Source organism: Massilia sp. NBRC 108631 (assembly GCF_059704565.1).
The window spans coordinates 21,855-32,918 of record NZ_BAAKJE010000011.1 but is presented as its reverse complement, the minus strand read 5'-3'; the positions used below and the strand labels follow the sequence as shown (position 1 = coordinate 32,918).

General features: G+C 64.1%; 12 protein-coding genes and 1 rRNA gene. 9 read left to right on the top strand and 4 right to left on the bottom strand.

Going from position 1 to position 11,064, the window contains the following annotated elements; translation table 11 throughout:
* Nucleotides 1-92: ribosomal RNA gene (rrf, locus tag AC6H42_RS01315) — 5S ribosomal RNA — on the top strand; the annotation flags it as partial.
* A 50-nt stretch (nucleotides 93-142) separates the two neighbouring features.
* On the opposite strand, the gene AC6H42_RS01310 is transcribed toward rrf, so the two are convergent.
* The 4 genes from AC6H42_RS01310 to AC6H42_RS01295 all read right to left on the bottom strand — a co-directional run bounded on the left by AC6H42_RS01310 (nucleotide 143) and on the right by AC6H42_RS01295 (nucleotide 3,036).
* Nucleotides 143-490 (bottom strand): DUF1840 domain-containing protein, encoded by a 348-nt coding sequence (locus AC6H42_RS01310; RefSeq protein ID WP_057154338.1) that lies wholly within the window; start codon nucleotides 488-490, stop codon nucleotides 143-145.
* Between the two features lie 61 nt (nucleotides 491-551).
* On the bottom strand, nucleotides 552-1,106 hold the full coding sequence (locus tag AC6H42_RS01305; protein WP_057154339.1) for a hypothetical protein: 555 nt from the start codon (nucleotides 1,104-1,106) through the stop codon (nucleotides 552-554).
* A gap of 41 nt (nucleotides 1,107-1,147) precedes the next feature.
* A complete protein-coding gene (locus AC6H42_RS01300) occupies nucleotides 1,148-2,683 on the bottom strand; it encodes a YifB family Mg chelatase-like AAA ATPase (RefSeq protein ID WP_057154340.1) in 1,536 nt (511 codons plus the stop codon).
* 107 nt (nucleotides 2,684-2,790) lie between these two features.
* Nucleotides 2,791-3,036, bottom strand: a complete 246-nt coding sequence (locus AC6H42_RS01295) for an accessory factor UbiK family protein (protein WP_057154341.1) — start codon at nucleotides 3,034-3,036, stop codon at nucleotides 2,791-2,793.
* 241 nt (nucleotides 3,037-3,277) lie between these two features.
* Between AC6H42_RS01295 and AC6H42_RS01290 the strand changes: the two genes are divergently transcribed.
* The 8 genes from AC6H42_RS01290 to ptsP all read left to right on the top strand — a co-directional run bounded on the left by AC6H42_RS01290 (nucleotide 3,278) and on the right by ptsP (nucleotide 10,944).
* Nucleotides 3,278-4,036, top strand: coding sequence for a TorF family putative porin (locus tag AC6H42_RS01290; protein ID WP_057154342.1), 759 nt, complete (start codon nucleotides 3,278-3,280; stop codon nucleotides 4,034-4,036).
* Between the two features lie 12 nt (nucleotides 4,037-4,048).
* Complete coding sequence (locus AC6H42_RS01285; protein ID WP_056398174.1) at nucleotides 4,049-4,387, top strand: P-II family nitrogen regulator; 339 nt, start codon at nucleotides 4,049-4,051, stop codon at nucleotides 4,385-4,387.
* Between the two features lie 20 nt (nucleotides 4,388-4,407).
* Nucleotides 4,408-5,961 carry an ammonium transporter gene (locus AC6H42_RS01280; protein WP_057154343.1) on the top strand — a complete coding sequence of 518 codons (1,554 nt, stop codon included), beginning with the start codon at nucleotides 4,408-4,410 and terminating at the stop codon, nucleotides 5,959-5,961.
* 148 nt (nucleotides 5,962-6,109) lie between these two features.
* Nucleotides 6,110-7,411: a glutamate--cysteine ligase gene (gshA, locus tag AC6H42_RS01275; protein WP_057154344.1), complete on the top strand. Its 1,302-nt coding sequence runs from the start codon at nucleotides 6,110-6,112 to the stop codon at nucleotides 7,409-7,411.
* Nucleotides 7,412-7,492: 81 nt separating this feature from the next.
* Nucleotides 7,493-8,446: a glutathione synthase gene (gene gshB, locus AC6H42_RS01270; RefSeq protein WP_497547238.1), complete on the top strand. Its 954-nt coding sequence runs from the start codon at nucleotides 7,493-7,495 to the stop codon at nucleotides 8,444-8,446.
* A gap of 10 nt (nucleotides 8,447-8,456) precedes the next feature.
* Nucleotides 8,457-8,858 carry a PTS sugar transporter subunit IIA gene (locus AC6H42_RS01265; RefSeq protein WP_057154346.1) on the top strand — a complete coding sequence of 134 codons (402 nt, stop codon included), beginning with the start codon at nucleotides 8,457-8,459 and terminating at the stop codon, nucleotides 8,856-8,858.
* 25 nt (nucleotides 8,859-8,883) lie between these two features.
* Nucleotides 8,884-9,153: an HPr family phosphocarrier protein gene (locus AC6H42_RS01260; RefSeq protein WP_057154347.1), complete on the top strand. Its 270-nt coding sequence runs from the start codon at nucleotides 8,884-8,886 to the stop codon at nucleotides 9,151-9,153.
* Nucleotides 9,154-9,198: 45 nt separating this feature from the next.
* The gene (gene ptsP / locus AC6H42_RS01255; protein ID WP_057154348.1) at nucleotides 9,199-10,944 is read left to right on the top strand and encodes a phosphoenolpyruvate--protein phosphotransferase; all 1,746 of its coding nucleotides are present in this window, start codon (nucleotides 9,199-9,201) and stop codon (nucleotides 10,942-10,944) included.
* Nucleotides 10,945-11,064 lie beyond the last annotated feature (120 nt).

The window sequence follows — 11,064 nt, the reverse complement described above, 5'->3', positions numbered from 1 at the left end:
GTCCCACCCCTTCCCATCCCGAACAGGACCGTGAAACGATTTTGCGCCGATGATAGTGCTGCAACCAGTGTGAAAGTAGGTTATCGTCAGGCTAGTTATATGAAAAAGCCCCGCCAGTGATCTGGTGGGGCTTTTTTGCTTTTCAGACGCCCCAAACGATGTCGTGGCCGTCTGTCACGGCCGCGCGCAACATTTCCAGCAGGGGATAGACGCGGGCCGCGAAGCCGATATGCTGCTTTTCCTGCAAGGCAGTGTCGTCTTCGAGCGCGGCGGTGGAATGGGTCTTGTCCTCGTGGTGCTCGATGTCCTGGTCCGGATGAAGCTTGCTGAGTTCCACTTCGTGCTCCAGCGCCGCCAGGGCGCCGGCCGCCTCGGCCGCCGTGATCACGCCTCGCGTGGGACTCTTGTTCAGCAGCTCAAGGATGCGTTCGGCATGCTCTTTGTACATCATGACCGCTGGAGAGGATTTGGATTTAAACGTGATCAACATGGCGTTTCCCCCACTCTTGTTGTGCGTGTTCAAACGATAACACGACTTCCATTCTTGCACATCAGTTCAGCTTGAACGAACGCATGAACGTATCGATCTCGTCGTTCACCATGTGCTTGTCCTTGCCTATCACGACCAGCTGATAGACCCGTTTGTCCCTGGCAATAAACCGTCCCACCAGGCGTAGCGCTTCGCCATTGCGCGCGCCTTTGGCTTCCACGTCGATGGACTGCTGCTGCTGGCTCACGCCGCCGCTGGACGCGGCCGCGCTGGCCTGCTTTTCCGCCGTGACGGTGCCGCCGATATTGGCCACCATCGTGTTTTTCATCGCAGTGATGGCGGCCTGGGCCTGGGCGGCATCGGCCATTTCGGCGGCCCCCACGGCAAAGGTGACGCCATCGACTTCGGCGGCGGCCATCTGCATCTTTACGGTTTCACCCCCCAGGCTGATGCTGCGCGTGTGCGTGGCCGGCTTGCCGGGGAATAGCACGGCGTAGGGCGCTTCCGCGCTGCGGAAGTCGCGCCAGTCGAACTTGGGGCTGCAGCCGCTCACTGCGGCGGCGGCAAGGGCGGCGCCGATGGCGGTACGGAACAGCGTGGTAATTTTAGTATGCATGATGTGATGGTAGCAGGCAGCAAGCGCCGGCGCTATCGCTGCTACAAATCGAGCAGGGCGCGGCGGAACTGGACCGCCTGGCTCACGTGCGGCTCGGCGATGGCAGCTGACTGCTGCAAGTCGGCAACGGTGCGCGCCACCCGCAAGATCCGGTGATAGGCCCGCGCGGACCAATGGAATTTCAGCATGCTCGCCCGCAGCACGGCTTTGCCTGCCCGGTCCAGCTTGCAATGCCGCTCAATCTCTCGCGTGCCCATCAGCTGGTTGCTCTTGCCCTGGCGCGCCTGCTGGATGGCCCAGGCCTGCTGCACGCGCGCCGCGATGGCGGACGAGCTTTCGCCGTCCGACGGCGCTTCCAGCTCTTCGGGCGAGAGCGGATTGACCGAGATCAGCAAATCCATCCGGTCCAGCAAGGGGCCGGAAATGCGGCCCTGGTAGCGCAGGATGGCGTCGGGCGGGCAGCGGCATTTGCCGCTGGCGTGACCATGGTAGCCGCAGGGGCAGCCGTTCATGGCCGCCAGCAGCTGGAAGCGGGCCGGAAAGTCTGCGCGGTGCGCGGCCCGCGAAATGGTGACCTTGCCGGATTCCATGGGCTCGCGCAGCACTTCCAGCACGCGCCGGTCGAATTCCGGCAGCTCGTCCAGGAATAGCACTCCCTGGTGCGCCATGGAGATTTCGCCCGGATGAGGTACGCTGCCGCCGCCCACCAAGGCGACGCCGGAAGACGTGTGATGCGGCGAACGAAACGGCCGCGCCTTCCAGGCGGCAGCGTTGAACTGCCCGCTGAGCGACTGTACGGCGGCAGCTTCCAGCGCTTCCTCGTCCGTCATGGCGGGCAGCAGGCCGGGGAAGCGCGCGGCGAGCATGCTCTTGCCGGTACCTGGCGGGCCCACCAGCAGGACGCTGTGGCGGCCAGCGGCGGCGACCTCGAGCGCCAGCTTGACCGTGGCCTGTCCTTTCACGTCCGAAAAATCCGGATAGTCCGGCGCCAGCGGGAGCGCTGCGGGCTGGTGGCGCAGCAGCGCTCCCGGAGCGGCTTCATCACTCCTGCAGGCGAAGTGGGCGCACACCTGCGTCAGCGACGTGGCTGGGTAGATCAGCGCGTCCCGCACCAGCGCCGCTTCGTCGGCATTGGCCTGCGGCAGGATGAAGGCGCGCCGGGCTTTGCCGGCGCCATGTGTGGCGCGGTGCATGGCATATGTCATGGCCAGCGCGCCGCGGATCGGCCGCAGTTCGCCGGACAGCGACAGCTCGCCGGCAAATTCATAGTCGCGCAAGGGGGAGGTGGGGATCTGGCCGGAGGCAGCCAGGATGCCAAGGGCAATCGGCAGGTCGAAACGGCCAGATTCCTTGGGCAGGTCGGCGGGCGCCAGGTTGACGGTGATGCGCTGGGCCGGCATCTCGTAACCGGCGTTCTGGATCGCCGCGCGCACCCGGTCACGTGCTTCTTTCACTTCCGTTTCCGGCAGCCCCACCATGGCGAAGGCCGGCAGGCCATTGGCCAGGTGCACTTCAACGCTAACTTCGGGCGCTTCCATGCCCGCCAGTGCGCGGCTTCTCAGAACGGCAAGGCTCATGGCGTCCCTCCTGCGGCAAAGCGCGATTGTCCATCTTAGCGCGCCGGCAGCAGGGCGTTTTGACGCCGCTCAAGCTGGCAGTGCCGGCGTCGGCACTGCCGGCAGGCCTATTTTGGTGCAGCGGCTTTCGCTTCCAGTTCGGCCAGGCGCGCTTCCAGGGCGTCCAGCTTGGCGCGGGTCTTGGCCAGCACCTGCGCCTGGATGTCGAACTCTTCGCGGGTAACCAGGTCCAGTTTGGCGAAACCCTGGGTCATCATCGATTTCACGTTTTTCTCGATGTCCTTGGCCGGCGAATTCTCGATTGCCTGGTTGATCTTGCCTTGCAAGTCGTTGAAGAAGTTATTCATGTCCATGGTATTTCCTAGGTTTTATGCCGGCCCGCACCATTTCGGTGCGATGCCTGCTAATTAAGCATTAATATGGTGCGGGATTGTGGCCGCGCCATGCCGCCATACCGGTAATTGCTGCTAACTATCTTGCAAGTTTGCAAGAAGTCAGCTGGCACGCATTCTGCTAAAGAAGTATTGAACGCTTAGGCTTAGCCTGGATTTTAAACCGCAACCGCTACAAAAGTTCAAACTAAAGGATATCGCCATGAAATACATGACCAAGCACCTGACTCTTGCAGCAGCAATCACACTCGCGATGGCTAGCCTGGGAGCTGGTGTGGCCCGCGCGGAAGACGCGCCAGCGGCGAAACCGGATAACGAAGTGTCGTTCAACGCGGCGCTGACCACCGACTACCGCTATCGCGGCATCTCGCAGACCCGCCTCAAGCCGGCATTGCAGGGCGGCGCCGACTGGGTGCACAATCCGAGCGGTTTCTACGCTGGTACCTGGCTGTCGACCATCAAGTGGATCGACGACGCGGGCGGCGACGCCAAGGTCGAGTGGGATGTATACGGCGGCAAGCGCGGTGATCTGGGCGGCGGTTTCAGCTACGACGTGGGCGGCCTGTACTACTTCTACCCGTCCAACGACCTGCATCCGAGCGCCAATACCTTCGAACTGTACGGCGCAGTCAGCTATGGTCCGGCCACGCTGAAGTATTCGCACTCGACCACCAACCTGTTCGGCTTTGCCGACAGCAAGAACAGCGGCTACTTCGACGCCTCGGTGAACCAGGAAATCCAGGACGGCTACATCCTGAACCTGCACGTGGGCCGCCAGAACGTCAAGAACAACAGCGCCGCCAGCTACACCGACTGGAAAGTGGGCGTAACCAAGGATTACGGCGTGGTCACCGTGTCGCTGGCCGCTGTCAAAGGCACCACCTCGGCTTATACCTCTCCGCAAAATGGCAAGGACCTGGCCAAACTGGGCGCCGTGCTGACCGTTTCCAAAATTTTCTAAGCGAGGCCTCCGATGAAACTGATTACCGCCATTATCAAGCCCTTCAAGCTGGATGAGGTCCGTGAGGCCTTGTCGGCGATTAACGTGCAGGGCATTACCGTGACCGAGGTCAAGGGCTTCGGGCGCCAGAAGGGCCATACCGAACTGTACCGTGGCGCCGAGTACGTGGTCGACTTCCTGCCCAAGACCAAGATCGAAGCGGCGGTGGATGATGCCGTGGTTGAACAGGCCATCGAAGCGATCGAGGGCGCGGCCCGCACCGGCAAGATCGGCGACGGCAAGATTTTTGTCTACAACCTGGAACAGGTTGTCCGCATCCGTACCGGCGAAACCGGCAACGACGCTCTCTAAGTCCAAGGGGAACTTTTAAAATGAAGAAAACCATAACAAAACTGCTGGCCGGGGCCGCTGTCCTGTTTGCCTTTAGCGCGGCCCTGCCGGGCTACGCGCAAGACGCCAAGCCAGCCGAGGCGCCAGCCGCCAGCGCGCCTGCCGCCGCCACCGCCGCTCCTGCCGACGCCGCTGCCGCGCCAGCCGCCGCGCCTGCTGCCGCCACGGCCGCCGCCGCGCCGGCCGAAGCGCCCGCCGCCCCAGCACCGGTGGCGAACAAGGGCGACACCGCCTGGATGTTCGTCGCCACGCTGCTGGTGATCCTGATGACCATTCCGGGCCTGGCCTTGTTCTACGGCGGTCTGGTGCGTTCGAAAAACATGCTGTCGGTCCTGCTGCAGGTGTTCATGGTGTTTGCCCTGGTCATCGTACTGTGGTGCATCTACGGCTACTCGCTGGCGTTCACCGAAGGCGGCGCTTTCTACGGCAAGTTCGACCGCCTGTTCCTGAACGGCATCTGGGATCCGGTCAAGGGCGCCTTCAGCGTCGCGGCCACCTTCAGCAAGGGCGTGGTGATTCCGGAGTTCATCTTCGTGGCCTTCCAGGGCACCTTCGCCGCCATCACTTGCGGCCTGATCGTCGGCGCCTTCGCCGAGCGCGTCAAGTTCAGCGCCGTGCTGGCCTTCATTGTGCTGTGGTTCACCTTCGCCTACCTGCCGGTAGCCCACATGGTCTGGTTCTGGACCGGTCCGGACGCCATCAAGGACGCCGCCACCGCCGCTTCCGAGGGCGCGAAAGCCGGCTTCATCTTCCAGAAAGGCGCGCTGGACTTCGCCGGCGGCACCGTAGTGCACATCAACGCCGCCGTGGCTGGCCTGGTTGGCGCCATCATGATCGGCAAGCGCGTCGGCTACGGCCGTGAATCCATGGCGCCGCATTCGCTGACCATGACCATGATTGGCGCGTCGCTGCTGTGGGTGGGCTGGTTCGGCTTCAACGCCGGCTCGGCACTGGAAGCGGGCGACATCGCCGCGCTGGCCTTCATCAACACCCTGCTGGCAACCGCTTGCGCCACCGTGTCGTGGGTCTTCGGCGAGTGGATCGCCAAGGGCAAGCCATCGATGCTGGGCGCGGCATCGGGCGCAGTGGCCGGCCTGGTGGCCATCACCCCGGCGGCCGGCTTTGTCGGCCCGATGGGGGCACTGGTGATCGGCCTGCTGGCCGGCATCGTCTGCCTGTGGGGCGTGAACGGCCTGAAACGCCTGATCGGCGCCGACGACTCGCTGGACGTGTTCGGCGTGCACGGCGTGGGCGGTATCCTGGGTGCGGTCCTGACCGGCGTGTTCGCTGCGCCGTCGCTGGGCGGCCAGGGCATCTTCGACTACGTGGCCAACAAAGCCTCGGCCGACTACTCGATCAGCGGCCAGGTGATTACCCAGCTGACCGCAGTCGGCATCACCATCGCCTGGTCGGCCATCGTGTCCGTCATCGCCTACAAGCTGGTGGACATCGCCATCGGCCTGCGCGTGCCGGAAGAGGAAGAGCGCGAAGGCCTGGACATCACCAGCCACGGCGAATCGGCTTACCACGCTTAATCGCTGTTTTTTCCGCAAAAATGCTGCAAAAGGCGCCCTTCGGGGCGCCTTTTTGCATTTTACGGCCTTTAAATTGGCGTTTTCGCCCCGATTTGGTGAGCTCGCACGGTAAGATTAGACAGTTTCCCCAGTTGTTAAGGATGTAGCCATGGTTCCCCACCTCGTCACGGCCCTGACCGGACCGCTGCTCGACCTCGAAGAAAAAATCCTGGCCGCCACGCCGGCCATTGAGCGCTGGTTCCGCCTCGAGTGGCAGGAGCATACGCCACCGTTCTATTGCTCGGTGGACCTGCGCAACGCGGGCTACAAGCTGGCCCCGGTCGACACCAACCTGTTCCCGGGCGGCTTCAACCACCTGGCCAGCGAAATGCTGCCGCTGTCGGTGCAGGCCGCCATGGCCGCGATCGACAAGTACTGCCCGGACGCGCGCAACCTGCTGCTGATCCCGGAAGTGCACGACCGCCACCCGACCTACCTGGACAACGTGGCGCGCCTGATGCAGATCTTCCGCCAGACCGGCCTGCACGTGCGCCTGGGCTCGCTGAATCCCGAGATCACCCAGCCGACCCCGTTGGCGCTACCTGACGGCAACATGCTGGTGATCGAGCCGCTGGTGCGCTCGGCCAACGGGCGCCGCCTGGGCCTGAAGGATTTCGACCCCTGCACCATCCTGGTGAACAACGACCTGTCGGCCGGCATCCCGGACATCTTGCAGAACATCCACGAGCAGAGCCTGCTGCCGCCACTGCACGCCGGCTGGGCGCTGCGCCGCAAGAGCAACCATTTCACCGCCTACGACGAGGTGGTCAAGAAGTTCGGCAAGCTGATCGGAGTCGATCCGTGGATGCTCAACCCCTTCCACGCCAAGTGCGGCGAGGTGGATTTCCACAGCGGCGAGGGCCTGGACTGCCTGGCCACCAACGTCGACGCGGTGCTGGCCAAGATCCGCAAGAAATACAAGGAATACGGCATCAAGGACCAGAAGCCGTTCGTCATCATCAAGCCGGACGCGGGCACGTACGGCAAGGGCATCATCTCGATCCGCGACGCGGCGGAGCTGAAGGACCTGTCGGCGGCGCAGCGCGACAAGATGGCCGTCATCAAGGACGGGCGCGTGGTGTCGGACCTGAACATCCAGGAGGGGGTGCCGACCTTCGAGAGCATCAAGGACGCGGTGGCCGAGCCTGTGGTCTACATGATAGACCGCTACGTGGTGGGCGGTTACTACCGCGTGCACGCCGAGCGCGGCGTGGACCAGAACCTGAACGCGCCCGGTTCGCAGTACGTGCCGCTGGCGTTCGCGCAGCAGCACGCGGTGCCGGACCTGCGGGCCAAGCCGGGCACGGCGGCGCCGAACCGCTTCTACGTGTACGGCGTGGTGGCGCGCCTGGCGCTGCTGGCCGCCTCGCTGGAGATGGAGCGCACCGATCCGAATCCTGAGGTGTATTGAGGGCAGGGGCCGGACCCGCCGGGTCCGACCCCTGATGCCAAACTCGGCTAAAATCAGGCATTACCTCGACTGGACGCGCCCATGAAAATTGCATTCCTTGCCGATCCGCTGGCAGGCTTCAAGACCTACAAGGATTCGACTTACGCCATGATGGTGGAGGCGGCGCGCCGCGGCCACGCGGTGTATGCCTTTGAACAAAAGGACCTGGCGCTGACCGAAGGCAAGGTCACGGCCCTGGTGTCGCACATCGCCATGACCGGCGACGAGCACGACTGGTTCCGCGCCTCGCCGCAGGAAGAAACCGGCCTGGACGCCTTCGACGCCGTGATCCAGCGCAAGGACCCGCCGTTCGACATGGAGTACGTGTACGGCACCTATCTGCTGCAGCTGGCCGAGAAGCAGGGCGCGCGCGTGTTCAACCGCCCATCGGCCATCCGCGACCACAACGAAAAGCTGTCCATCGCCCAGTTCTCGCAGTTCACCGCGCCCACCCTGGTGGCCTCCAGTGAAGCGCGCCTGCGCGCCTTCCACAGCGAGCACCAGGACATCATCCTCAAGCCGCTGGACGGCATGGGCGGCACCGGTGTGTTCCGCATCAAGGCCGACGGCCTGAACCTGGGCGCCATCATCGAGACGCTGACCGACAACGGCAAGCGCACCATCATGGCCCAGCGCTACATCCCCGAGATCGCCAAGGGCGACAAGCGCATCCTGGTGATCGACGGCAAACCCGTGCCCTTTTCGCTGGCGCGCATCCCGCAGGCCGGCGAAGTGCGCGGCAACCTGGCCGCCGGCGGCACCGGCGTGGCGCAGCCCTTGACGGCGCGCGACCGGGAAATTGCCGAAACCCTGGGCCCGGTACTGGCGGCGCGTGGACTGTTGCTGGTAGGATTAGATGTCATTGGCGATAACCTGACCGAAGTGAACGTCACCAGCCCGACCTGCTTCCAGGAGATCACCCAGCAGACCGGTTTCCAGGTGGCGGCCATGTTTATCGACGCGGTCGAGGCCCACAGCCAGGCGGCACAGGTATAAGAAGGCGAATATGGTAGGCATACTGCTTATGACGCACGCGCCGCTGGGGCAGGCCTTCATCGCCGCCTGCAACCATGTGTTTCGCGGCGTGACGGAACGGCTGGAAGCGATCGACGTGGTGGCGGACCAGGACCTGGAGGAGGTGCAGCTGCTGGCCGCCGCGGCCATCAAGCGCCTGGACGAAGGCGACGGCGTGCTGGTGATTACGGACGTGAAAGGCGGCACGCCTGCCAATTGCTGCAACAAGCTGGCCGACGCGGGCCGGGTCGAGGTGATCGCGGGTATCAGCTTGCCGATGCTGCTGCGCGCCATCACGTACCGCCGCGACACGCTGGACGTGGTAGTTGAAATGGCCCTGGCCGGCGCGCAGAGCGGCGCCGTCAGGGTGGATAACCGGATCAGGGTGGTTTAGCCCTATTTTGAGACGACTATAAAAAATGATTCAACAAGAACTCGAAATTATCAACAAGCTCGGTCTGCATGCGCGCGCTTCCGCCAAATTCACCCAACTGGCAGCAAAGTACAAGAGCGATGTCTGGCTCACCCGTAACGCCCGCCGCATCAACGCCAAGTCCATCATGGGCGTGATGATGCTGGCCGCCGGCAAGGGCGCCAAGGTCACGCTGGAGGCCGACGGCGCCGACGAGGGCGATTGCATCGCCGCCCTGTCCGCGCTGGTCAACGACAAGTTCGGCGAAGGCGAGTAAATGCCGGATGACCGCAGCCATCTCCGCTCTCTGACAGGTCCGCCCATGGCATCGTTTACCCTCCACGGAATTCCTGTTTCGCGCGGCATCGCCATCGGCCGCGCACACCTGCTGGCGCCTGCGGCGCTGGACGTCAAGCATTACCTGGTGCAGGAAGAACATCTGGAGGCCGAGGTGCTGCGCCTGCAGCAGGCGCTGGCCGCCGTGCACCGCGAACTGCAGACGCTGTGGAACGAACTGCCGAAGGACGCGCCCACCGAACTGGGCGCCTTCATCGACGTGCATGCGCTGATCCTGTCCGACCCGCTGATCTCCGAGGCGCCGCTGGACATCATCCGCACCCGCCACTACAACGCCGAGTGGGCGCTGCTGACCCAGATCGACGAGCTGTCGGCGCAATTCGACGAAATCGAAGATCCCTATCTGCGCGAACGCAAGGCCGATATCCAGCAGGTGGCCGAGCGCGTGCTGAAGGTGCTGATGGGCAGCGAGCCGCTGCAGGCGCCGGCTGCGGCGGGCGACGACGATTTCCAGGCCCAGATGATCGTGGTGGCGCACGATATCTCGCCGGCCGACATGCTCAAGTTCCGCGACCGCTCCTTCATCGGCTTCGTCACCGACGTCGGCGGCCAGAACTCGCACACCGCCATCGTGGCGCGCAGCCTGGACATCCCGGCGGCGGTCGGCATGTCGCAGGCTTCCACCCTGATCGAGCAGGACGACTGGATCATCATCGACGGCGACGCCGGCGTGGTGATCGCCAATCCGAGCGCGCTGGTGCTGGAGCAGTACCGCGAGCGCCAGGCGACGCAGGCGCGCGCGCGCAAAAAGCTCAACAAGCTGAAGAAAACCGCCGCCGTCACCAAGGACGGCACCGCCATCACGCTGCTGGCCAATATCGAACTGCCCGAGGACACGGCCGCCGCCATGGAGGCCGGCGCCAACGGCGTGGGCCTGTTCCGTTCAGAATTCCTGTTCATGGGGCGCGACGCGCGCATCCCGTCCGAGGACGAGCAGTTCGAGCAGTACAAGAAAGCCGTGGTGGCCATGAAGGGCCGCCCGGTCACCATCCGCACGCTCGATATCGGCGCCGACAAGCCGCTGGACCAGGCCGAGCACACCGCGCTCAACCCGGCGCTGGGCTTGCGCGCCATCCGCTACTGCCTGGCCGAGCCGCAGATTTTCCTCAGCCAGCTGCGCGCCATCCTGCGCGCCTCGGCCTTCGGCAAGGTGCGCATCCTGATTCCGATGCTGGCGCACGCCTTCGAGATCGACCAGTCGCTGGCCATGATCGAGCAGGCCAAGGGCCAGCTGCGCGAGGCCGGCGTGAAATTCGACGCCAGCGTGGACGTGGGCGCCATGATCGAAATCCCGGCCGCCGCCCTGGCGCTGCCGATGTTCGTCAAGCGCATGGACTTCCTGTCCATCGGCACCAATGACCTGATCCAATACACACTAGCGATCGACCGGGTTGATTATGAGGTGGCGCACCTTTACAATCCCCTGCATCCGGCAGTGCTGCAGCTGATCGCCATGACCATCTCGGCCGGCCACAAGGCCGGCATCGACGTGGCCGTGTGCGGCGAGATGGCGGGCGACGTCAAGCTCACCCGGCTGCTGCTGGGCATGGGGCTGCGCGAGTTCTCCATGCATCCGGCGCAGCTGCTGTCGGTCAAGCAGGAGATCCTCAACAGCGACCTCGGCCTGATCGTGCCGCAAACCCGCAAGGTGCTGCGCGCGATGGAGCCGGGCGCCATCGCCGACGCCGTGGCCGCACTGCAGGCGATGTAAAAAACCAAGCGTCTAACGCAAAAGCAAGCCTGCGGAACCCATCCTCGCGGTTCCGCATTGATTATTGGCCCGTGGGGCCGCGCAGTATTTATTCTGACCACCCATGCCTTCCATAGGAAT

Excerpts from the sequence above, each read along its gene's own strand:
- AC6H42_RS01310 (WP_057154338.1), bottom strand. The coding sequence starts at position 490 with ATGTTGATCACGTTTAAATCCAAATCCTCTCCAGCGGTCATGATGTAC.
- AC6H42_RS01305 (WP_057154339.1), bottom strand. The coding sequence starts at position 1,106 with ATGCATACTAAAATTACCACGCTGTTCCGTACCGCCATCGGCGCCGCC.
- AC6H42_RS01300 (WP_057154340.1), bottom strand. The coding sequence starts at position 2,683 with ATGAGCCTTGCCGTTCTGAGAAGCCGCGCACTGGCGGGCATGGAAGCG.
- AC6H42_RS01295 (WP_057154341.1), bottom strand. The coding sequence starts at position 3,036 with ATGGACATGAATAACTTCTTCAACGACTTGCAAGGCAAGATCAACCAG.
- AC6H42_RS01290 (WP_057154342.1), top strand. The coding sequence starts at position 3,278 with ATGAAATACATGACCAAGCACCTGACTCTTGCAGCAGCAATCACACTC.
- AC6H42_RS01285 (WP_056398174.1), top strand. The coding sequence starts at position 4,049 with ATGAAACTGATTACCGCCATTATCAAGCCCTTCAAGCTGGATGAGGTC.
- AC6H42_RS01280 (WP_057154343.1), top strand. The coding sequence starts at position 4,408 with ATGAAGAAAACCATAACAAAACTGCTGGCCGGGGCCGCTGTCCTGTTT.
- gshA (WP_057154344.1), top strand. The coding sequence starts at position 6,110 with ATGGTTCCCCACCTCGTCACGGCCCTGACCGGACCGCTGCTCGACCTC.
- gshB (WP_497547238.1), top strand. The coding sequence starts at position 7,493 with ATGAAAATTGCATTCCTTGCCGATCCGCTGGCAGGCTTCAAGACCTAC.
- AC6H42_RS01265 (WP_057154346.1), top strand. The coding sequence starts at position 8,457 with ATGGTAGGCATACTGCTTATGACGCACGCGCCGCTGGGGCAGGCCTTC.
- AC6H42_RS01260 (WP_057154347.1), top strand. The coding sequence starts at position 8,884 with ATGATTCAACAAGAACTCGAAATTATCAACAAGCTCGGTCTGCATGCG.
- ptsP (WP_057154348.1), top strand. The coding sequence starts at position 9,199 with ATGGCATCGTTTACCCTCCACGGAATTCCTGTTTCGCGCGGCATCGCC.